The sequence below is a fragment of the Streptomyces virginiae genome, from assembly GCF_040638905.1.
Lineage (GTDB): Bacteria > Actinomycetota > Actinomycetes > Streptomycetales > Streptomycetaceae > Streptomyces > Streptomyces virginiae_B.
Map to the genome: position 1 here is coordinate 194,983 of NZ_JBEZYV010000001.1, position 20,757 is coordinate 215,739.

Annotated in this window: 25 protein-coding genes and 2 pseudogenes; 12 read left to right on the forward strand and 15 right to left on the reverse strand. The window is 71.2% G+C overall.

Annotation, left to right across the window (positions count from 1 at the left end):
- Positions 1-222: 222 nt before the first annotated feature.
- Together AB0F82_RS00965 and AB0F82_RS00970 are read right to left on the reverse strand one after the other, a co-directional pair.
- Positions 223-546: a plasmid stabilization protein gene (locus AB0F82_RS00965; RefSeq protein ID WP_362622347.1), complete on the reverse strand. Its 324-nt coding sequence runs from the start codon at positions 544-546 to the stop codon at positions 223-225.
- Positions 547-718: 172 nt separating this feature from the next.
- Positions 719-1,072: an STAS domain-containing protein gene (locus AB0F82_RS00970; RefSeq protein WP_362622350.1), complete on the reverse strand. Its 354-nt coding sequence runs from the start codon at positions 1,070-1,072 to the stop codon at positions 719-721.
- Between the two features lie 129 nt (positions 1,073-1,201).
- Between AB0F82_RS00970 and AB0F82_RS00975 the strand changes: the two genes are divergently transcribed.
- Positions 1,202-1,522, forward strand: a complete 321-nt coding sequence (locus AB0F82_RS00975) for a helix-turn-helix transcriptional regulator (RefSeq protein ID WP_362622353.1) — start codon at positions 1,202-1,204, stop codon at positions 1,520-1,522.
- A gap of 317 nt (positions 1,523-1,839) precedes the next feature.
- Complete coding sequence (locus AB0F82_RS00980; RefSeq protein ID WP_362622356.1) at positions 1,840-2,082, forward strand: hypothetical protein; 243 nt, start codon at positions 1,840-1,842, stop codon at positions 2,080-2,082.
- 54 nt (positions 2,083-2,136) lie between these two features.
- Here the strand turns inward: AB0F82_RS00980 and AB0F82_RS00985 are convergent, their stop codons facing one another.
- The 7 genes from AB0F82_RS00985 to AB0F82_RS01015 form a co-directional block, all read right to left on the reverse strand.
- Positions 2,137-2,745 carry an endonuclease gene (locus AB0F82_RS00985; RefSeq protein ID WP_362622359.1) on the reverse strand — a complete coding sequence of 203 codons (609 nt, stop codon included), beginning with the start codon at positions 2,743-2,745 and terminating at the stop codon, positions 2,137-2,139.
- Positions 2,742-3,077: a hypothetical protein gene (locus tag AB0F82_RS00990; protein WP_362623390.1), complete on the reverse strand. Its 336-nt coding sequence runs from the start codon at positions 3,075-3,077 to the stop codon at positions 2,742-2,744. Before AB0F82_RS00990 ends, AB0F82_RS00985 begins: the two co-directional genes overlap by 4 nt.
- 46 nt (positions 3,078-3,123) lie before the next feature.
- Entirely contained in the window at positions 3,124-3,753 is a 630-nt protein-coding gene (locus AB0F82_RS00995) for a DNA polymerase ligase N-terminal domain-containing protein (protein ID WP_362622361.1), read from the reverse strand.
- 353 nt (positions 3,754-4,106) lie between these two features.
- Positions 4,107-5,093, reverse strand: a complete 987-nt coding sequence (locus tag AB0F82_RS01000; protein ID WP_362622363.1) for a bile acid:sodium symporter — start codon at positions 5,091-5,093, stop codon at positions 4,107-4,109.
- An 86-nt stretch (positions 5,094-5,179) separates the two neighbouring features.
- Positions 5,180-5,443 carry a hypothetical protein gene (locus AB0F82_RS01005; protein WP_362622365.1) on the reverse strand — a complete coding sequence of 88 codons (264 nt, stop codon included), beginning with the start codon at positions 5,441-5,443 and terminating at the stop codon, positions 5,180-5,182.
- 250 nt (positions 5,444-5,693) lie between these two features.
- Entirely contained in the window at positions 5,694-6,470 is a 777-nt protein-coding gene (locus AB0F82_RS01010) for an MIP/aquaporin family protein (RefSeq protein ID WP_362622368.1), read from the reverse strand.
- 92 nt (positions 6,471-6,562) lie between these two features.
- Positions 6,563-6,877 carry an ArsR/SmtB family transcription factor gene (locus AB0F82_RS01015; RefSeq protein WP_362622371.1) on the reverse strand — a complete coding sequence of 105 codons (315 nt, stop codon included), beginning with the start codon at positions 6,875-6,877 and terminating at the stop codon, positions 6,563-6,565.
- A 95-nt stretch (positions 6,878-6,972) separates the two neighbouring features.
- Here AB0F82_RS01015 and AB0F82_RS01020 point away from each other — a divergent pair, with 95 nt between their 5' ends.
- The 8 genes from AB0F82_RS01020 to AB0F82_RS01055 all read left to right on the forward strand — a co-directional run bounded on the left by AB0F82_RS01020 (position 6,973) and on the right by AB0F82_RS01055 (position 14,311).
- Positions 6,973-7,392 (forward strand): arsenate reductase ArsC, encoded by a 420-nt coding sequence (locus AB0F82_RS01020; protein WP_356810932.1) that lies wholly within the window; start codon positions 6,973-6,975, stop codon positions 7,390-7,392.
- 249 nt (positions 7,393-7,641) lie between these two features.
- The gene (locus tag AB0F82_RS01025; protein ID WP_362622374.1) at positions 7,642-8,133 is read left to right on the forward strand and encodes a helix-turn-helix transcriptional regulator; all 492 of its coding nucleotides are present in this window, start codon (positions 7,642-7,644) and stop codon (positions 8,131-8,133) included.
- 304 nt (positions 8,134-8,437) lie between these two features.
- Positions 8,438-8,527 carry a K(+)-transporting ATPase subunit F gene (gene kdpF, locus AB0F82_RS01030; RefSeq protein ID WP_037860493.1) on the forward strand — a complete coding sequence of 30 codons (90 nt, stop codon included), beginning with the start codon at positions 8,438-8,440 and terminating at the stop codon, positions 8,525-8,527.
- 8 nt (positions 8,528-8,535) lie between these two features.
- Positions 8,536-10,215, forward strand: a complete 1,680-nt coding sequence (kdpA, locus tag AB0F82_RS01035; protein ID WP_362622378.1) for a potassium-transporting ATPase subunit KdpA — start codon at positions 8,536-8,538, stop codon at positions 10,213-10,215.
- Positions 10,212-12,320: a potassium-transporting ATPase subunit KdpB gene (gene kdpB / locus AB0F82_RS01040; protein ID WP_362622381.1), complete on the forward strand. Its 2,109-nt coding sequence runs from the start codon at positions 10,212-10,214 to the stop codon at positions 12,318-12,320. Before kdpA ends, kdpB begins: the two co-directional genes overlap by 4 nt.
- 22 nt (positions 12,321-12,342) lie before the next feature.
- Entirely contained in the window at positions 12,343-13,059 is a 717-nt protein-coding gene (locus AB0F82_RS01045) for a potassium-transporting ATPase subunit C (RefSeq protein WP_362622383.1), read from the forward strand.
- A gap of 622 nt (positions 13,060-13,681) precedes the next feature.
- A complete protein-coding gene (locus AB0F82_RS01050; protein ID WP_356810935.1) occupies positions 13,682-13,843 on the forward strand; it encodes a hydrophobic protein in 162 nt (53 codons plus the stop codon).
- Between the two features lie 99 nt (positions 13,844-13,942).
- Positions 13,943-14,311, forward strand: a complete 369-nt coding sequence (locus AB0F82_RS01055; RefSeq protein ID WP_362622386.1) for a PRC-barrel domain-containing protein — start codon at positions 13,943-13,945, stop codon at positions 14,309-14,311.
- Positions 14,312-14,728: 417 nt separating this feature from the next.
- Here the strand turns inward: AB0F82_RS01055 and AB0F82_RS01060 are convergent, their stop codons facing one another.
- The 3 genes from AB0F82_RS01060 to AB0F82_RS01070 form a co-directional block, all read right to left on the reverse strand.
- Entirely contained in the window at positions 14,729-15,475 is a 747-nt protein-coding gene (locus AB0F82_RS01060; protein ID WP_362622389.1) for a UdgX family uracil-DNA binding protein, read from the reverse strand.
- A 326-nt stretch (positions 15,476-15,801) separates the two neighbouring features.
- On the reverse strand, positions 15,802-16,215 hold the full coding sequence (locus AB0F82_RS01065) for an SRPBCC family protein (RefSeq protein WP_362622392.1): 414 nt from the start codon (positions 16,213-16,215) through the stop codon (positions 15,802-15,804).
- A gap of 95 nt (positions 16,216-16,310) precedes the next feature.
- On the reverse strand, positions 16,311-16,790 hold the full coding sequence (locus AB0F82_RS01070; RefSeq protein ID WP_362622394.1) for a DUF5133 domain-containing protein: 480 nt from the start codon (positions 16,788-16,790) through the stop codon (positions 16,311-16,313).
- A gap of 429 nt (positions 16,791-17,219) precedes the next feature.
- Between AB0F82_RS01070 and AB0F82_RS01075 the strand changes: the two are divergent.
- Positions 17,220-17,483, forward strand: a pseudogene (locus AB0F82_RS01075) (GAF domain-containing protein); the annotation flags it as partial.
- 336 nt (positions 17,484-17,819) lie between these two features.
- Here AB0F82_RS01075 and AB0F82_RS01080 read toward each other — a convergent pair.
- Positions 17,820-17,921: pseudogene (locus AB0F82_RS01080) on the reverse strand (VOC family protein); the annotation flags it as partial.
- Positions 17,922-18,306: 385 nt separating this feature from the next.
- Positions 18,307-18,741, reverse strand: coding sequence for a hypothetical protein (locus AB0F82_RS01085; protein ID WP_362622397.1), 435 nt, complete (start codon positions 18,739-18,741; stop codon positions 18,307-18,309).
- Between the two features lie 234 nt (positions 18,742-18,975).
- On the opposite strand from AB0F82_RS01085, the gene AB0F82_RS01090 reads away from it, so the two are divergent.
- Positions 18,976-19,416, forward strand: coding sequence for an STAS domain-containing protein (locus AB0F82_RS01090; RefSeq protein ID WP_362622400.1), 441 nt, complete (start codon positions 18,976-18,978; stop codon positions 19,414-19,416).
- Between the two features lie 273 nt (positions 19,417-19,689).
- On the opposite strand, the gene AB0F82_RS01095 is transcribed toward AB0F82_RS01090, so the two are convergent.
- Positions 19,690-20,088, reverse strand: a complete 399-nt coding sequence (locus AB0F82_RS01095; RefSeq protein ID WP_362622402.1) for a profilin — start codon at positions 20,086-20,088, stop codon at positions 19,690-19,692.
- Positions 20,089-20,757 lie beyond the last annotated feature (669 nt).

Genomic DNA, 20,757 nt, shown 5'->3' on the forward strand with positions numbered 1-20,757 from the left:
CGACCTGCCGAACGGACCGCACCGCGGGCATTACCGCAGCGACCACCCAGAGTGATCGGGGACCAGGCGTTGAGCAGTCTGCATACCTTCAGTATCACCGCGCCGCTGTACGTCGGCAGAGGGTCGCCCCGGCACGCACCCCGGCCCTGGCGGAGCCAACCCGCCAGGGCCGGTGACCCCGCTGCACGTGCAGCCGGCCGTCGTACGTGCCGAACCGGCCGTTCAGTGGTCCAGCGCCCGCTTCAGCTCTTCCTTGTCCATCTTCGAACGGCCCTCGATGCCCTTCTGCTTGGCCTCGTTGTACAGCTGTTCCTTGGTGGGGCCCTGCGCACCGCTGTGGGAGCGCTGACCGCCGCGCTTGGAGGACGACATGTCCTGGATCGAGGACCGGGAGGCGGTCTTCGACTCGCCGGAGCGGGCGCGTTCCTTGTTCACGGTGCGGGCGGCGATCTCCTCGGCGCGCTCCGTGCTCTCGCCGCGCTGCTCGGCGCTCTCCTTGATGTGCTCGTACTGCCGTTCCCGCTTGGGGCTGGAACCACGGGGCATGACAACCCTCCTCGGTCGGTGTGCGATCTCGGTACCTGTGCTGCGCCTTCCCGGCCCCGGCCCTCTCATTCCGCCGGCTCCCGCGTCCGTTCGGGACTCCCGGCGGCGAGGCCCAGGTGGTCCGCCCTCGGTGCGGACGCGGTCAGGGGACACCTGCTCCTCGCGCACGCGTTCAGGAGAGGAGTGGGCGGGTGCCGGTGAGGTTCAGGAGCCGCTCGACCCGGCGGCCCGCCGCCGTGATGCGCAGGCCGCGTCCGGCCCGCAGGGCCGCGCGGTGGGCGGTCAGGAGGGTGTTGAGGCCGGCGCAGTCACAGAAGGTCACCCGCTGCAAGTCCACGAGGAGGGTGGCCCGGTGAGAGACGAGGGCGGCCAGGAGAACCTCGCGCAGGAACGTGGCGTTGTCGAAGTCGATCTCACCCCTCACCACGACCTGCACCGTCCCGGGCTGCGGGCCGGGGACGACACCGACCTCCATGCCCGGCGCTTCCGGGGCGCAGGGGCGGTGTTCGGACAGGCTGGCGGTCATGGATGCCTCCCCCACACGCTCTGGGGCCGCTTCTACTTCCCAACAGCATCGTCGGCATCCGAACGACCTACGTCAAAAAATACGTGAAAAACAGGACATATAATGTGAATATTGGCGCAAGCTTGAGGCATGGGTGATGCAGGCCTTCCCCACGGGTCGTGGACGTTCCTGACCAGCCACGCCCGCGTCCTGCTCGCCCTCGCCCGCGACCCCGGGGTGCGCCTGCGGGAGGTGGCCGAGACCTGCGTGCTCACCGAGCGGACCGTCCAGTCGATCGTCGCGGACCTGGAGCAGGAGGGGTACCTCAGCCGGGTACGCGAAGGACGACGCAACCACTACCGCATCAGCCCGGGGGCGAAGTTCCGCCACCCCGCCGAAGCGGGCCGCGACAACGCCGGGCTGCTCGCCCTCTTCGCCGACGATCCGCCTGCGACCCGGACCGCGCCCTGACATCCCCCGTCCGGCGTACACCGCCCGTCCTCCGGCGCGCGGTGCGGCCTCGCGCGTGGCACGGTGGCAGGGCGACGAGAGGTCCATGCACGCGGGGCCCGGCCGGTCGACGAAGCCACCCGGCCGGGTCCCGCAACGGATGCCGGGATGTTCCTCGACCCCTCGCCCGCGACGCGCCCGTCAGCCCCCTTCCGCCCCATGCACGCCGCCGGCCGGATACCCGCCCCGCGGCACGCGGTCCGTCCCACCACGGCCGGCCCGGACGCGGGCGAGGATGCACCAGCGCGCCGCCGACCCCATCACCGCCGGAGGCCAGCATGCTCGAACGCCAGCGAATCAAGGGCCGCAACAAGGTCACCTCCGTCCTGCCGGAGGACAGCCCGCAGGGATCAGTGAGCGTGGTCGGAGACTGCACCCAGTGGAACCCCGCCGCGCACCCCCTGGAACCCGGGGGCGACGGCACCCGCGCGGCCGAGGCCTCCCTCCCCGCGAACAGCAGCCACTCGTTCCGCTACCTCGCGGCCGGCGACTACTGGTTCGACCACGAACCCGCTTCCTGATGGCTCCCCCGGTACCCCCCTGCCCGGTGAGCACTCCCGCAGCGCTCCGGTTCCTCAGGAGAGCCCGGCCCGGACCAGGGCGGCCGCCAGCCGCGGCAGGTCGTCCGCGGTGACGAGACGGGCGAGGCCCGCCGCCGTCTTCGGAAGCCCGAGCGCGGCGGCGGCGTCACGGGCCCGGCGGTCGAAAGCGGGACGCAGCTCGGGCCACACCCCTTGGACCTCGCGGCAGAAGATGTCGGATCCGACCGGTCCGATCCGCGGAACCTCCTGGAGGAGCTCGCGGATCCGACCGGGATCACCGTCGGCGGTGTCACGCAGCCGTCGCAGGTCACCGTGGTAGCGATCCAGGAGCAGCTCGGCGCCCTCCCCCAGTGCGGTGGCGGTGCCTTCGTCGTAACGGCGGTAGTGGGCGCGGCCGAGGGCGTCCACCCGGTCCTGCCAGGACGCCGCGGCCATCGCCCGGGGCGTGCGCATCCCGGCCGCGAAGAGCTCGCGGGCCGCGGCGACGGCGATGTCGGCCTTGATGCGCACCGAGAAGAGCACGCACAGGCACAGGAGTTGGTAGAGCGGGGCGGGTGTGTTCCGCAACCGGATGCCCGCTTGCTCGGCATGGGTCCGTCCGTGCTCGTCCAGCAGGTCCCGGACCGTGGTGCGCTGTGTCACGGCGTCATCCCTCCGTCCCGGCCCGGCGGCGCCGCCGGGCCGTCTTGCGCGGATCGGTGGTGAGCCGGTCGCGGTCGCGGGCCGCCAGGACCTCGGCGGCGGGGCGATGTGCCCTCGGGGCCTTGCGTCCCGGCCGGGCGGCGTTCCAGCCGCAAGGGGCGTCCGCGCAGGTGGGGCAGCATCCTGCGGGCGACGGTGCGGTAGTACCCGGTGAGGTCGGCCTTGGTGGTGCCGTCGCCGGGGCACAGGATCCTGTCCGGGTGGCCGATCCCGGCGGTCCGCCCGCCGGCCCGTATCCGCCTGGCCCCGGCCGATCCCTTCGCCGCCGTCATCACGCTCTCCCTTCCGTCGGTCGCGAACCGCCCGGGGGCGGCGTCTTCACTCTCGATCACCCGCCGACCGTGCGGCCGCCGCGACCTGCCCGAGCGTGCGGCCGGTACGGGCCGACCGGGCCCGCCGGGGGTCGGGCGTACCGGCGCAGGCCCCCCGCGCGGCGGCTTCCTTGACCAGGAGCCACGCCTCTCGCTCCCCGTCGCCGGTGCCGCGGATCCGGGTGAGGGCGTAGCCGCCGTGGAGCTTGCGGCCTTCGAGGAGGAACGAGGCGTGGCCGCGGTCCAGCGCCTCGGCGAGCGGAACCTCGTTGCCGTCCCGGTCCGACGTGAGGTTGCGGTAGGTGCCCTCGTCCCAGACGATCACCGTCCCTCCGCCGTACTCGCCCTGTGGGATCACGCCCTCGAAGTCGCGGTACTCCAGCGGATGGTCCTCCGTGGGCGTGGCGAAGCGCTTGTCGTGCGGATCGCGGGAAGGCCCCTTGGGCACGGCGAAGGATTTCAGTACGCCGTCGGCTTCGAGACGGAAGTCGAAGTGCATGCTGCGGGCGTCGTGGATCTGAACGACGTAGGAAGGCGCACTTGCGCCCGTACCTCCCGCGGCCGCGCCCTGCGGCTCTGCCGTCTTCGCGAAGTCCCGCCGTCTGTGATATTTCGCCAGTTCTTCCGCGCCGGTCATGGCCCCTCCTCCCGCACGTCTCGGGCGGTCGTGGCGGTCGTGGAAGCAGCCCCGGTCAGGCGGCTACCCCGGGACCCGGGGCTCCAGTCGTCACTGGAGACACGCAGAGAGTGTTCGACCACGCCGGCGCGGACGCGATCACGGCAGGCACCGGCCGCGGCCACGATGCGGGCGGACGGTCACCGCGTGAGCCACCGCCGGTCCGAGCTCTCGGCTGCCGTCCGATCTCGGCAGCGCGTGTCCCGCACATCGGCATGCGGGCTGCCGCCCGCCCGCCCGTACGACCGGCGGCTTCCGCGAGCACGGGCCGGAGGCGGGGAGCCGACCGGCGTTCATCCTGCTCTGCACCGTCCTCACGCGACCGTGGCCGGCTCCGGGACCAGGCGCGGGACCAGGCGTACGTAGGCGACCATGCCGATGACCTCGACCAGGGTCTGCGAGACCACCACGACCGGGGCGAGCGCCAGGTCGTCGGGCAGGGCCAGGGCCAGCGGCAGCACGACGAGGGAGTTGCGCGTCGCACCGGTGAAGACCACCGCCCGGGAAGCGGGAACGTCCAGCCCGAAGAGGCGCGCGATCGTCCGTCCGGCGAAGGCCATGACGACGAGGAAGGCCACGTAGAAGGGGATGACCGCGGCTGCGTCCGCGAGGCTGCCGCCGAGCTCGGGGACCTGGGAGGCGACCACGGTGACGAGCGTCGCGGCCATCAGCGGCACCATCGTCGTCGTGGCCGCGTCCGAGATCCTCCGGCCGGCCGGCTTGCGCGCCGCCCACGCCTGAAGCGCCCAGGCCAGCGCGAGCGGAATCACGATGAGCACCAGGAACGCTTCGACGAACGGACCGACCTCGACGATGTCTGCCAGGTCAGCGCCCATGAACAGGTGGAGGAGGCCCGGCAGCAGCAGCATCTGCACGATGAGCAGGAGGGGCGTGGCGGCCAGCAGGCGCCTGCTGGAGCCGCTGGCCAGGCCGCTGAAAACGATCACGTAGTCCACGCACGGGCACAGCAGGACCAGCAGGACGCCGATGCGTACGGCCTGGTCGGCGGGGAGGAAGGTGAACATCGCGGCGACGACCAGGGGGACGACCACGAAGTTCACGACCAGGGCCGCGGACAGGAACCGGCCGTCGCGCAGGGAGCGGAGCAGACCGCCGGCCGGAACCTGGAGGAAGGTCACGAAGAGCAGTGCCCCCAGGACGGGGTTGATGGCGTGTTCCAATCCCGGCCCGGCCGCGGGCACCGCCCCGCCGAGGAGGGCGCCCAGGGCCATGGCGCCGAGGTGGATCGGGATCTGGTGGTGCTCCATGCGCTCGACCAGGCCCTGCGGCTCCTGCGACACCCTGGGGACTCCTTGCTGTACGTCCGTGCTGATCGTGTGCCGGCCATGGGCGGGGCCCGGCTCATTGTGGCAAGCGGGCGTGTCCGTCAGCGGGCGGCGCAGAGCACTCCCGGCCCGGCGAGGAGGGATGTGGCGAAGGGCTTCGTCCCCGGGTTCATACGGTGGCCCCGAACAGGTCGGTGAGCAGGGAGCCCGCGGCTTCGGGCGCGCGCACCGTCAGCGTCGGGCGGGCGGGCGGGCGGGGCCAGGCTCAGGGCGAAGTCGAAGAACGCGCAGCAGTGCTGCTCGGCCGCCGCCGGGGTGGCGAGGTCGCCGGCCAGCGCCGGGGTGCTCGGGAAGGCCAGGCGCATTCCGTCGGTGATCTCTTCGCGGCTGGTGGCCTGTGCGGCGAGGGCCCGCCACCGGGCGGGGCGCTCGGCGAGCTTGGAGCCGGCCCGGCTGGGAGGGCATGAGCCGCCCGGGCAGGGAGGAGTACTGGCCGGGGAGAACAGGCGCAGGGAGCCCCAGGTGTGCTGCCGGGCGCCGCCGGGCGGCGCAGGTGGTATCCGGCGGCGAGCCCTGCCTGGCCGCCGCCGGTCACCACCACGTCGGTGCGCTGCATCAGGCGTCGGACCGGTCCTGTTCGATCCTGCCGCGCATGAAGATGACCGCCACCAGGGCCAGGCCCACCGCCGCACCGATCAGCTGCATGCCGATGAAGCCGGGCACCGAGGCCGGCGCGATGCCCGCGAAGGTGTCGGTGAAGGCGCGGCCGATCGTGACCGCCGGGTTGGCGAAGGAGGTGGAGGAGGTGAACCAGTAGGCGGCGCCGATGTACGACGCCACCGCGGCGGGGGCGAGGCGGAGGCGGTCGGTGCGGGCCAGGCCGAAGATCAGCAGGATCAGGCCCGCGGTCGCCACGACCTCGCCCAGCAGCAGGTTCCCGGCGGAGCGGTCGTGGGTGGACCACTTGACCAGCGGCTCGCCGAACATGGCGTCCGCCAGGACCGCCCCCGCGATCGCGCCGGCGATCTGCGAGGGCACGTAGACGGCGACCTCGGGGGCGGTCACGCCGGCGCCGCCGCGGCGGGCGGTCCACCACTCGGCCGCCGTCACGACCGGATTGAAGTGGGCACCGGACACAGGGCCGAGGAGCGCGATGAGGACACCGAGTCCGAAGACCGTGGCGGTGGAGTTGGCCAGCAGCTGCAGGGCCATGTCCTGGGTGAGCTTCGTGGCCTGGATGCCCGAGCCGACGACGACCGCCACGAGGGCCGCGGTGCCGACCAGTTCGGCGGCGGCGCGGGCGATGAGCGGGGTGCGGGGCGGGGTCGCGCCGGGTGCCGGCTGGGGCACGTCGGCGGCTTTCGGGGTGCCGACGGGCGTGGTGGCGGTCAAGGCTGGTTCTCCTCGGGCAGGTGAGGCAAAGCGCGGAGGGCTGGGGAGTGTCGTCAAAGCCCGCCGGCCGGGCGGGAATTTGACGACACGACCTATGGGCAGGACCGCTTGAGGTTCGCTTCGGCGGTGGCTCGCGCGATCGCGGCGAGGTCGGCGAACTGACCGGCGAGCGCTTCGATGACTTCCGGGCGCAAGCGGTAGTAGATGTACCTCCCGCACGGCTCCGTCTCCACGACCCCGGCCTCACGCAGCACCTTCATGTGGTTGGAGAGGTTCGTCTGCTTGGCACCCGTCTCCTCCACCAGGTGGGTGGTGCAGAGCGTTTCGCGGGCGAGCAGGGTCACGATCCGGAGCCTGAGCGGGTCGGCCAGAACCCGGATCAGATCAGTGTCGACTGACGTCATCATGGACTGATACTGTCACATCAGCTGGAGCTGACACCAGCCCGCACTGACCTGATCGACTCCTTCGGTCGCAGTCGCCTCACCCCAAGGAAGAACAGATGTCCACCGCTCCCGCCGCCTCCGTCCTGTTCGTCTGCGTCCACAACGCGGGCCGCTCCCAGATGGCGGCGGGTTTCCTGCGGCACCTCGCAGGTGACCGCGTCGAGGTCCGCTCCGCCGGCTCCGTGCCCGGCGAGCAGATCAACCCGTCCGCCGTCGCCGCCATGGCAGAGCTGGGCATCGACATCTCCGACCAGAAGCCGAAGGTCCTCACCCCCGAAGCCGCCCAGGCGTCGGACTACATCATCACCATGGGATGCGGCGACGCCTGCCCCTACTTCCCCGGCAAGACCTACCTCGACTGGCAGCTCGAAGACCCGGCCGGCCAGGGCGTCGAGGCCGTCCGCCCCATCCGCGACGAGATCAAGGGCCTCATCGAGGGCCTGATCGCCGAGATCGACGCCAAGCGGAAGGCCTGAGGCACGCGACGCGACAGACCGGACGGTGGCGCCGAACGCCTCACCGCCCTCGCCGCCCTCACCGCACTCGCCACCCGGGCACCCCCGAACTGCGCACCACCCTGCGCAAGCTGGTCCGGGCCCTGCCGCCGACCCTGCGGGGGCAGGGCCCACGCCGCGACCCGGGCGGGGGGCGTCGACACCACGGACTGGTCCCGCAACGCCGTCACCGCCGATGCCGCCCACCGCTCCGCGCTCCAGGGCGCCGTCGTGGACGGGATCCGCGTCCACCTCGGGTACGCGGGCGTCGGCAAACCAGCCGGCGAACGCACCGTCGACCCCCTCGGGCTCGTGGCCAAGGCGGGCGTGGACTACCTGGTAGCCGGTACGGACAAGGGCCTGCGCACCTTCCGGCTCAGCCGGGTCACCTCCGTCGAGCCGACCGGCGAACCGGTGGTCCGGCCGCCCGACTTCGACCTCGCCAGGGCGTGGCGAACGCTGTCCGGAGCGTTCCAGGACGGCATGTCCGCGGTGACCGCCCGGGCCCGCGTCCACGGGCCGTCGACCCATACCTCGGTCCAGCCGTCGGGCAGCGGACCGCCGACGCGGACGCGGCCGCCGAGGAACCGTTGCAGCAGGCCCAGCGTGTCGGGGGCCCTCCTCTGCGATGCGGCTGAAGCCATCCGCGCTCGCCAGCAGCTCGTCGTGGGCCGACCCGTGCGTGTCCGTCCGCGCGCCCGGAGCGATCGCCACCCCTGCTGAAGGGCAGGCTCGACCGCTCTTCCCCTGGACTCCGGCAGCCTGCTTCACCAGGGCTGATGCCGTGCAGGGGGCTGGCACGCCTGCACCGTCAGGGTGGCGTTAAGGGTTCTCCTGCCCTCGTATGGAGCCCGTCAAAGCGGCTTAACACCCGGGTGAAGACACGGTTGTCTCGTCATCGGCCAACTGGCTGATTCATCTCTTCCCACTTCACTCAGGAGCTCGCGATGGCCGATCTGGCCTTCGTCGTCACCACGGTCGCGGTGTTCGCGCTGGTGGCTCTCATCGCCCGGGGGGTGACCAAGCTGTGACCGTCGAGAACGTCGTCGGCCTCGTCGTAGCCGTTTCCCTCCTCGGATACCTCGTCCTCGCCCTCGTGTACCCGGAGAGGTTCTGAGCACTGACATGAGCCCCGAAACCGCTGGTGTGCTCCAACTGCTCGCGCTGATCGCCGCGCTGGCTCTGGCGTACCGTCCGCTGGGCGACCACATGGCCCGCGTCTACTCCTCCGAGAGGCACTACAAGCCGGAGAAGTGGATCTACAGGGCCATCGGCGCCAACCCGTCGGCCCAGATGCGCTGGCCCGCCTACCTGCGCGCCGTCCTCGCCTTCTCCGCCGTGAGCGTCCTCTTCCTGTACCTGATGCAGCGTCTGCAAGGCGTCCTGCCCGGCTCGCTCGGCTTCGTGTCGATCGACCCGGACCAGGCCTTCAACACCGCCGCATCGTTCGTGGCCAACACCAACTGGCAGTCGTACTACGGCGAGCAGGCCATGGGCCACGTCGTACAGACCGGAGGCCTGGCGGTGCAGAACTTCGTCTCGGCCGCCGTCGGCATGGCCGTCGCGGCCGCCCTTGTCAGGGGCTTCGCCCGTTCGCGTACGGGTGAGCTCGGCAACTTCTGGGCCGACCTGGTCCGCGGCACCGTGCGCATCCTGCTGCCCATGTCCGTGATCGGCGCGATCGTCCTGGTCGCCTGCGGAGCCATCCAGAACTTCGCCGGCATCCACGACGTCGGCCAGTTCTCGAACCAGCACGGCATGGGCGGCACGCAGCAGTGGAACGGCGGCGCGGTGGCCTCGCAGGAAGTCATCAAGGAGCTGGGCACCAACGGAGGCGGCTACTTCAACGCCAACTCAGCCCACCCCTTCGAGAACCCCACGCCCTTCTCGAACCTCTTCGAGATCTTCCTCATCCTGCTCATCCCCTTCGCGATGACCCGCACCTTCGGCCGCATGGTCGGCAACACGCGCCAGGGCTACGCGATCCTCGCCACCATGGGCACCATCTGGGTCGCCTTCACCGGTTTGATGATGTGGAGCGAGTTCGCCCACCACGGCCCGGCCTTCGATGTCGCGGGTGGCGCCATGGAGGGCAAGGAGACCCGGTACGGCATCGCCGCCTCCTCGATCTTCTCGGTCGCGACCACGCTCACCTCGACCGGTGCGGTCAACTCGTTCCACTCCTCGTACACGGGGCTGGGCGGCGGCATTCAGCTGCTGGGCATGCAGCTCGGCGAGATCGCGCCCGGCGGCGTCGGCTCCGGCCTCTACGGCATGCTGATCATGGCGGTCATCGCGGTGTTCATCGCCGGCCTGATGGTCGGCCGCACCCCCGAATACCTGGGCAGGAAGATCGGCACCCGCGAGATCAAGCTCGCCGCCTGCTACATCCTCATCACCCCCGCGCTCGTGCTCTGCTTCACCGCGGCCGCCATGGCCCTGCCCACCCCGGGCAACTCGATGACGAACACCGGCGCGCACGGCTTCTCCGAGGTCCTCTACGCCTACACCTCCGGCGCCAACAACAACGGCTCCGCCTTCGCCGGCCTGAACGCCGACACCCAGTGGTTCAACAGCACCATCGGCATCGCCATGCTGCTGGGCCGTTTCCTGCCGATGGTCTTCGTCCTCGCGCTGGCCGGCTCGCTGGCCGAGCAGAAGCCCGTTCCCGAGACCGCGGGCACGCTCCGTACGGACAGGCCGCTGTACGCGGGCCTTCTCGTCGGCACCATCGTCATCATCACCGGTCTGACCTACTTCCCGGCCCTGGCGCTGGGCCCGCTCGCCGAAGGGCTCGCAGCATGAGCACCGCCACTCCGACCCGTGCGCCGCACGACGACCTGCGCACCACCGGCCACGAGCCGCCTGCCGGGCGAGTCGGCGGAGGCCTGTTCGACCCGCAGCAGCTGCTGAAGTCCTTCCCCGACGCGGTCCGCAAGCTCCACCCCCGCATCATGGTCAAGTCCCCGGTCATGTTCGTGGTCCTGATCGGCTCGGTCGTCACCACCGTCCTGGCCGTCAAGGATCCGACGGACTGGTTCGGCTGGGCCATCACCGCCTGGCTGTGGCTGACCACGGTCTTCGCCAACCTCGCCGAAGCCGTCGCCGAGGGCCGCGGCAAGGCCCAGGCGGACACCCTGCGCAAGACCAAGACCGACTCCGTCGCCCGCCGCCTGGCCAACGACGGCACGGGCGAGGAGCAGGTTCCCGGCACCGATCTCAAGATCGGCGACCTGGTGGTCTGCGAGGCCGGCGACATCATTCCCGGCGACGGTGACGTCGTCGAAGGCGTGGCCTCGGTCGACGAGTCGGCCATCACCGGCGAGTCCGCACCGGTCATCCGCGAGTCGGGCGGCGACCGCAGTGCGGTCACCGGCGGCACGAAGGTCCTCTCCGACCGGGTCGTCGTCAAGATCACGACGAAGCCCGGTGAGACCTTCATCGACCGGATGATCGCCCTCGTCGAGGGCGCGGCCCGGCAGAAGACGCCCAACGAGATCGCCCTCAACATCCTGCTGGCATCCCTCACCATCGTCTTCCTGCTGGCGGTCGTCACGCTCCAGCCGTTCGCGATCTACGCGGACGCCGAGCAGTCGATGATCGTGCTCACCGCGCTCCTCGTCTGCCTGATCCCCACCACCATCGGCGCGTTGCTCTCCTCCATCGGCATCGCCGGCATGGACCGCCTCGTCCAGCGCAACGTCCTCGCCATGTCAGGGCGTGCGGTGGAAGCCGCCGGCGACGTGTCGACGCTGCTGCTCGACAAGACCGGCACCATCACCCTCGGCAACCGCCGGGCCTCTGCGTTCGTCCCGGTCGAGGGCACGACGGAGGCCGAACTCGCCGACGCCGCGCAGCTGTCCTCGCTGGCCGACGAGACGCCCGAGGGGCGCTCGATCGTGGTCCTCGCGAAGGAGAAGTACGGGCTGCGCGAACGCCACCAGGGTGAACTGGCCCAGGCCGAGTGGATCGCGTTCACCGCCCAGACCCGCATGTCGGGTGTCGACGTCGACGGAAGGAAGACCCGCAAGGGTGCGGCCGGGTCCGTCATCACGTGGGTCAGGGAGCAGGGCGGCCGGGTCCCCGACGACGCCGACCTCCTCGCCCATCGCATCTCCGAAGCCGGCGGTACGCCGCTCCTGGTGGCGGTGGAGGACGAGACGGGTGCCCGTGTCCTCGGTGTCATCCACCTCAAGGACGTGGTCAAGGAGGGCATGCGCGACCGGTTCGACGAGCTGCGCCGCATGGGGATCAGGACCGTCATGATCACGGGCGACAACAAGCTCACCGCGAAGGCCATCGCCGAGGAGGCGGGTGTGGACGACTTCCTCGCCGAGGCCACGCCCGAGGACAAGATGGCCCTCATCAAGCGGGAGCAGGCCGGCGGCAAGCTCGTCGCGATGACGGGCGACGGTACGAACGACGCACCGGCGCTGGCCCAGGCCGACGTCGGCGTGGCGATGAACACGGGTACCTCGGCCGCCAAGGAGGCCGGGAACATGGTGGACCTGGACTCCGACCCCACCAAGCTCATCGAGATCGTGGAGATCGGCAAGCAGCTGCTGATCACGCGTGGCGCCCTGACCACGTTCTCCATCGCCAACGACGTCGCGAAGTACTTCGCGATCATCCCGGCCATGTTCGCCGTGGTCCACCCGGGGCTGGACACGCTCAACATCATGGGCCTGTCCTCCCCCAACTCCGCGATCCTCTCCGCCGTCGTCTTCAACGCGCTGATCATCATCGCGCTGGTCCCGCTCGCCCTCAAGGGCGTCCGCTACCGGCCCACCAGCGCCGACAAGATGCTCCGCCGCAACCTCGCAATCTACGGACTGGGCGGCCTGACGGCCCCGTTCATCGGCATCAAGCTCATCGACATGCTCATCTCCCTCATCCCCGGCCTCGCCTGAATCAGGAACGTGCTGATCCGCCATGAACAACTCTGTAAGCAACACAGCGCGCCTGATCGGCGCGGGCCTGCGGGCCCTGCTGGTTCTGACCATCATCTGCGGCGTGCTCTACCCGCTGGCCGTCACGGGGATCGCCCAGACCCTCTTCAACGAAGAGGCCAACGGCTCCGAGATCAAGGACAAGAGCGGCCAGGTCGTCGGCTCCTCCCTCATCGGGCAGCGCTACGACCTGCCCAAGCGGAACCCCGACGACCCCGAGGAGGCGGCGAGGCCGGACCTCAGGTGGTTCCAGCCGCGCCCCTCCAACGGCCTGGGCAGCAACAGTGTCAACACCCGGTACTCGCTGATCCTTTCCGGCGCCACCAACCGCTCCGCCGACAACGGCGCCGTCAACGGCCAGTGCACCAAGCACGCCGAGGAAGGCACCCTCTGCGCGCAGGTCGTCGCCGCCAAGGAAGCCGTCATCGTCGACAACTCCACCGCGGTCCACCGGGTCGAGCCCGAGGACGTCCCGGCCGACGCCGTCACCTCCTCCGGCTCCGGCCTCGACCCGGACATCTCCCCCGAGTACGCGAAGCTCCAGGTCCACCGCGTCGCCGAGCAGCACAGGCTCGACGTCAAGCAGGTCGAGAAGCTCGTCGCCGACCACACCACCGGCCGCACCCTCGGCTTCATGGGCGAACCCCGCGTCAACGTCCTCGAACTCAACATCGCGCTCAAGGCCCTGGCCAGGAGCTGATGTTCCGCACAACAGGGGACCGGAGCCGACGGGACACGCATCTCCCACGGCCACCGCTGGGCGGCGGCCCCCAGCGTCCCGCCGGCTCCGCCCGCCGAAGGAACCGGCCGTGCAGCGCACATCGCCGCAGCCAGGCACCCCGTTCAGTGCGGTGACGGTCTCGAGTCCAGGGCGTTGCCGACGGTGCAGCCGCCCTCCCGGGCATCCGATGAATGCGGGGCGGTACCCACACATCGGTGGCGCCGGGGCCCACGCGGGCAAGAAGGCAGTCCTGCGCGTCGAAGCCGTTGCCCTTCACCGACAGGAGAACACCCACCCGGCCGCCGTCCGCCTTCACCTCGGTACGGATCGCCGGCTCCAGGTCCAGCGCGGCGAGCGCACTACGCACCTCGGCCTCGTCCACCCGGCCGCCCTCCAGCACCCGGGGAAGTTGCGCGCGGAGCTGCTCGTACGGCAGCCGGGGCGGTTCGGGTGCCGGGGCGAACGTCAGCGGAGGACCATCCGCGCAAGAACCGCGTCACCCGGGGCAATCTCCTGCCCAGCAGCCCGGATAAGAAACAAATAAAGTCGAATGCATGGCCGGGGTGCCGTCGGGCACACGGTGCTTCGGAGGTTGATAACCATGGTTCCCCTGCTTCTCGTTCTTCTGCTGATCCTGATCCTCTTCGGCGCGGGTTTCGCGGTGAAGATTCTCTGGTGGGTGGCTGTCGCAGTCCTGATCCTGTGGCTGATCGGATTCGTCGCCCGACCCAAGAGCGGTAGTGGCCGCTGGTATCGCTGGTAGCCGTGCGACAAGCGCGGTTCTGCACGACGTACGGAACGAGGAGGTCGGCAGGAATTCATTTCCCGCCGCCCTCCGTTGACCGGAGGAGTTGTTTTTCGCGTGACTGAGCATGTGTGGAGTTACAAGTCGACCTCGGGCCACCTGGCCGGCACCGATCTGACCGGCTACAAGGTCGAGGCGACCGACGGCGGCATCGGCAAGGTGGACAAGCACTCCGACGAGGTCGGTGACGCCTACCTGGTCGTCGACACCGGCGTCTGGATCTTCGGCAAGGAGGTCCTGCTGCCGGCGAGCACCGTGATCCGGATCGACCCGGAGGACAAGACGGTCTACGTCGACCGCACCAAGGAACAGATCAAGAACGCGCCCGAGTTCCACCGGGACAAGCACCTCGGCAACGCCGGGTACCGGGAGGAGTTGGGCACGTACTACGGCACCGGCGCCCCCTTCGGCGGCCGACCCGCCTGATCCCACCCCCGCCCGGTGACGTCGGTCCCGGCACCCCCCGGGTGCCGGGACCGACGTCGTGGCCGGTCAGGGGCAGCCGTAATGACACCGCGCCGCAGGGCTGCACCGCACGGGGCAGGGCCCGGACCGCGGCGCGCGGTCCGGGCCCCTGACTGCCCGTGTCCTTCAGGTAGTAGTCCGAGGGCGCCGAGGCCGACTGGCGAAGGCGCCCCTGGCGGCTTCGTCTTCGACCGCCGGTTTCGCTCACACCGAAAGCGCTTCGAGCAGATCGCCGACCTGCGGATCGGGCAGGGACCGGGCGACAGCGGCTACCCCGGCGGAGCCCGGCGAACCGCGATCCGCCGGGCTCGACCGGCAACCGGCCGGTTCTCGGGCACGGAGCCGCCGGCCGACGCGGGAGCGCGCTCTGCCCGGCTCCTACTCCAGCGCGGTGGCGGCCACGGACAGGTCGGCCACCAGTCCCGCGAAGGCCGCCTCCCGGTCGTCTACCCGCAGGACGGCAGAGGGATGGACCGTCGCCAGCAGCTGGCCGGGGGCGGCTCCGGGTTCCTCACCGAAGGGGTCCGGCATCGGCAGCAGGGCACCACGCCGCTCACCCACCCGGAAGGAGGATCCGAGCAGCGCCTTGCCCGCCGTTCCTCCCAGCACCACGAGCACCTCGGGGGCGACCAGTTTCAGTTCCTCCGCCAGCCAGGGTCTGCACGCGGTCATCTCCCGCAGGCTCGGAGCCTTGTGGATCCGGCGCTTGCCGCGCGGGGCCGGGGTGAACTTGAAGTGCTTTACCACATTGGTGAAATACGCGTTCTCGTCACCCAGCCCCGCTTCGTCCAGGGCCCGGCGCAGCAGTTGACCCGCGGGGCCCACGAAGGGCTCGCCCTTCAGGTCCTCCTGGTCTCCGGGCTGCTCCCCGACCAGCATCAGCCGCGCACGCGCCGGCCCTTTGCCGAAGACCGTCTGGGTGGCGTCCTGAAAGAGCGGGCAGCCGTGACAGTCGGCCGCGGCGCGGCGCAGAGCCGCCAGCCCGCCGCGGGAGGGCAGGTAGGGAGTCGCGTCGTACCCCTGGCCGCCGTTCCCCTGGCCGCCGTTCCCCTGGCCGTCGTTCCCCTGGCCATCCCCCTGGCCGCCGTCCGAGGCCGGGGCGCGAGACGCGTTCGCGCGGTCCATGACCGCCGCCTTCCAGCCGTGGATGCCGTTCGGGCGCCTCGGTCGTTTCCGTGGCAGCGCCACCGACCGGCAGTCGGCTCTGCCCGAGGGGCTCCTCACGAAACCGCCGGACGGGGCAGCCCGCGCGCAGCCCCTCGCGTGAAATCGTTCCCCGGAGCGGCATCTACGCCTGCGACTGCGGCAAGGAGCACCTCTGGAGCAAGAGCACCGATGTCCGGGGGCACCGGTTCCCGCCCCTGCCGTACGACTGCCCGGGGCAGGGCTGAAGCCGACGCTGACGGGCGGGCGCTCCCAGGGCGCCCCTGCCCCGGCCGGCCTCGCGGGGCTCAGCCCGCCGCGCCGTCGACGCGGAGGCGCACCTGCTCCTCCAGGCGGGCGAGGCTGCGGTCGAGGGCCTCGTTCACGGCCTGCTCCCCCGGATCGGTCTCGCTGGTGAGGAAGGAGAGGTGCACCTTCACCTCGGCGGGACCCCCGTCATGACCGGCCACCTGGAGCCACCCGGTGTACCCGCCGCTCTCGCGGCTCCCCCACTCGAGCCGCATCTGGTCCGCCCTGGCGCGCAGAACGGCCGCCTTGTCGTCCTCGGCACCGTCCTGACGCACGCGCACGGAAGGCAGCTCCTCGGCGTGCACGTGCAGTTCGGGCGGGAGCCACTGGTCCATCTGCCCGACGTTGGACGCCTGGTCGAAGACGTGCTCCGGCAGGGCGGGCATCGTACGGGACCGCTCGTACTCGGTCATCGGATCGCCACCTCTCGTTCGTTCCGAATCGTCCGTACCGGCGCCTGCCCCACCCCGGCCGCCGTCACGCACGCGCCACGGACACAGCAAAGGGGCTACTGGGCAGGGCGGGCGAGACGGGCCTCGGCTGCGAGGACCGCCTCGTGGACGGTCGGCCGGCACATCAGCACGCACAGGGTGTAGGCGGCATCGTCCATGGCACGGAGCGCCGCGGGGTCCTCGGGCGCGACTCCGAGGCGGGACCGGCAGACACGCAACCGGGTCAGGACCTCCTGCACCCTGGTCGCGGCAGGCAGGAGCCCGACGAGCGGCCCCTCCGGCCGCCCGGACGTACGAGCCGCCTCCATCGCCCGGCGCACGGCCCGCTCCACCTGCCCGGGTACCGGAGTGCCGCAGGAGCCCTCGACGATGACCGCCGCCACGGCGTCGGGGCTCGAGCGGACGAGGTCTGCGGCCGCCGCGAGGATCCGGTGCGCGTCACGGGCACCGCACGGTGTCGCGGCCATCAGCATGCCCACCGCCCGGACGGTCGTCGGCGCTCCGGCCGGAAGCCCGGCGGGCGTGTCCGACGCCACGACGGCAGCGGTCGGGCGCGGAGGTCGGTCACCGGCTGGAGACACGTGGGAGCCCTTCGTCCGAAGTGGGGGGCGGAGCCGTCCCGGAATGCGACGACGTGCTAACGGAAGGTATTCCCGCGCATCGCACAGTGGCCTCTGCGGCACGCCGTGCCGGTGGCGCGTCCGCGCTCCGGAATTTTCGTGGGGCGGCCACCGGTTCGCCCCGCCGGAGCCCTGGGATGGTGGGAGGGATGGACCAGCCTGGTTCCGTCGTATCGAGGCTTCGGCGCCCCCGCCTGCCGGACGGGCTCCCCTCGCGACCTTTACGCGCCGGACCTGTTCACGGCGCCCGCCGTGCACCCGGACCAAGGCCCTTGCGGGTCTGCTGTTCAAGGCTGCCGCCCCCTAGGTGGGGAAGCCCCGTGACACACCGTGGAACTCACCGAGATGTGGCAGGCCCAGATCCGGCAGGGTCCCTGCACCGACGCCTTCCACCAGGGCATCCCCGCACACGCCGACGACCTCGAAGCCGACGGGGACCGGTGGCCGGAGTTCGTCCCCCTCGCCCTCGCGGCCGGCTACGGCAGCGCCCACGCGGTGCCCCTGATCGCCCGGAGCAAGGCCATCGGCGCCCTCAATCTTCTCGCCCGGCGGCCCACTTCCCTCGGCGAGGGCGAGACGACCCTGTTGCGCGCCCTCGCCGATGTCACCACCACCGCGCTGACCTGGGAGAAGGACGGCCTCCGAGCCGAGGACATCGCCACCCGCACCCAGTCGGTCCTGTCCGGGAAGGCCGCCTTCGACGCCCCCACCGGCATGCTCGCCGCGACCGCCGACATCACCCCGGCCCAGGCGGCCCGGCACCTCACCGCCTTCGCCGATCGTCACCACCACCGCCCTACCGAGATCGCCGCCGAGATCGTCCAACGCCGTATCGCGCCCGAAGCCGTACTGGGCGACCTCCCCAGGCCGGCGACGCGTGCGCGGGACGTGGCCACCGCGCCCCGCGCCCCGGTACGGGTCAGTGGAGGCAGAGCCCGGTACGGGTCAGTGGAGGCAGAGGCAGAACGGATGACCGGCCGGGTCCACGTAGACCGTGGCAGCGAAGGCCAGCGCCCGCGCCTCCTCGCCGTCGAGGTCGTCCACGTCCGACCGAGGCGACCCGAACCGGATCGCCGCAGTCCGCCCTCTTCTGCGGCTACGGCTGGGATCCGCGCATCGTGGATCCAGCACCGGACCCGAGGCAGTGAAACGCCGGTCCGCCCAGCCCGGCCCATGACCGTGCCGGGCAGCCTCCACGGACAGGGAGCCCCGCCCGAGGTCGAGGGGAAGTGGACCGAGGGCACCTTCCACGCCCATAAGGTGCCGCCGCCGACCTGAGGCACGTGGCTCGTCCCGTACGCAGGCGTCTCAAGACCGAGCCCTGCGACCTGACCGCCGCCGGCAAGGCCGGGCCCTCTTGCCCCCTTGCCCTCTTGCCCTCTGCACGTCAAGGGGAGGGCAGGGGTCAACCCTCGTGTGGTGCGCGGGTGCGTCACTGGCGGCCGTTCACGCCGTCCGCGATGAGGGAGACGCCGATCCCCAGCAGCCAAACGTCCTTGGCCAGCGCGATTCCCTGCTCCGTGGGGCGCAGGCTGCCTTCCTCCCGCATCCCCGGCGTACGCAGGTAGAGCCCGAGCGTGCCAACGGAGAAAGCGGTCAGCGCAGCTCCGCCCACTGCGGCAGGAACGACCGGCACGAGCAGCGCAGCGGCGATGGCGAACTCGCCCGCGGCGAGCAGTCGGACGAACTTCTGGGCGTCCTGCTTGCCCAGGAACGGATACGTGTGGGCAGCGAACTGCTGCAACCCCTCAGCGGTCGTCTCGTCCGCGCGGAGCTTCGACAGGCCGGAGTTCAGGAAGAAGGTGCCGGCCGTCAGCCTCAGCGGAAGCTGCCTCGCGACGGAACCCCATGCCGAACAGGAAGCCATGCGGAACCTCCCAGCGTTGACCCCACCTACAACCCTGGCACGCCCTCGGACCATGTCAAACGGGCGTCGTCGCCTCAGGTGCATGCCCGTGACGTCGTTGGCCCCGCCCGGTTCGGCAACCCGCAGGACCCGGCGGGGGCCGGACGCTCACACGGCCGCCGATGGTTGCGGGCGGGTCGGGCGCGGGACGAGGATGGAAGGGTCCTCCCGGCTGTTCGGGCGAGGCGAGGCAGCATGCGAAGCGATTTCGAGATCCACATCAGACGCTACGGTGCGACCGTGGTCGTCACACCCGTCGGAGAGCTGGACGCGGACTGCGGCCAGGCCCTGAACGCGGTGCAGGAGGCCCTCAACCAAGATGTCGCGGCGGTGGCGTTCGACATGCGCTGTCTGTCCTTCCTCGATGTCGTCGGCCTCCGCACCCTGCTCGACCTCGCCCGCGACACCCGCTCCAGGGGCGTCGCCCTCTTCGCCTACAACTGGCAGCACCAGCCCCGGCAGCTCCTGGGCTTCACCGACGACCTGATCCAGCCCGACGACCAAGACCGTCGTGCGACGCCCACCCGGCTCCTGCGCTGCACCCTGCGAGAAGCCGCAGAATCCGCACGCGCCACAGGCGTGGTCCGCACCGGCGCGGGCCACAGACCGGACGTGACGACCACAGACCGGACGTGACGGCACGCCGCGACACCGACGGACCCGGCCAGCGGTCCAGGACGGGCCGGCCGGACGGTGCCGCCCCCAACGGGTGGTCCAACGGGTGGTCGCCGGTCCTGATCGAGTGCGGAGCGCAGAGCCGTGCAGAGCCGTCGAGGGCCCCCAGGCAGGTGGTGACGGGCCGCGATCCAGGCCGTCCATGTGGGCCGACCCGGGGCCGGAGCCCGGCAGTCGCCCGAAAGCCGGCGGCGCCTGGCAGCAGCACACGCGCCCAGCAGGAACCCGTGCACCTCACTCTCCTCCCGGCGGCTGGAGGTGCGAGGTGACGAGAGCGGCGAGCCTGTCCAATGCGAGTACCACGTCGGCGGGCCGTCGCCCCTCGGTGTACAGGCCGACGATGACGAAAGGGGGGCACTTCACGGCGACGACGCCTGTGTCAGCGTGGCTGCCGTGCACGACGTGGCCGTTCGCCTCGGCTACCGCATAGGTGCGGCCGCCGACCAGGATGCCGTGGGCGAGGGCATCCGCTGGTTCGTCGAACACCCGGACCAGCCGTCTCCCCTCCTGCACCGTGGTCAGGAACCGGCCTGTCGAGCACCGGGCGGTACCGTCCATGCGCAGGATTTCCGCTTGAGCGACACAGCTGGATGCGGCGAGTGCGCGCCGCAGCTCTGCTGCTGCCCTGTCCATGTCGCAATCCCCATCCTCCTGAGGCCGCACGAAGTACGGCGGCCTTACGGCTTGTAGTGGGGCGCCGCGAGGAGGGACGCAGACGCGCCTTGTTGCCAGGCACCTGCCCCTCAGGAGGGCTGCTACGCCGGCGCCTCAGCCGTGGGGGACGTCGCTGAGCCGGCGTCCGACCCCTGCTGTGGTAGCGATCGGGTACGTCCTCAGCCCGGACCCGCATGGGCATCGTGGATACCGCCGGACGTACATCGGCGTCGGCGCGGCGGCTGCGGCACCGGCGGACGCCGTCACACCCCCGCGGCCAGGGCGGACACGGCAGTCGGGCACGCTCCGGCTCCAGGCGCGACGGCGCGCATCCTCCGGCTTGTCGGGACGGTGTCGGGACGGCTCCTACGGAGCCCCACGGACGACGACCCCGCACACCCGAAGGCGCAACCGCTTCCCCTATGAGCCGCCATGGCTTCCAGGGGCCGCAGGCGCGGCAGCCGGGTGCGGGCGACGTGGGTTACGACGGCCGGGAGGCAGGCCCGCACCGGTTGGACGGCACGGAGCCAGGCGGGTCACGTCAACCTCCCAGCAGGCCGCTTCGTCGTGCAGTGAGGCGGTCAGCTCCCGCAGGCGCTCTCCCTCCGGGCCCAGCAGGGCCAGTCGCACACCTCGATCGTCGAACGC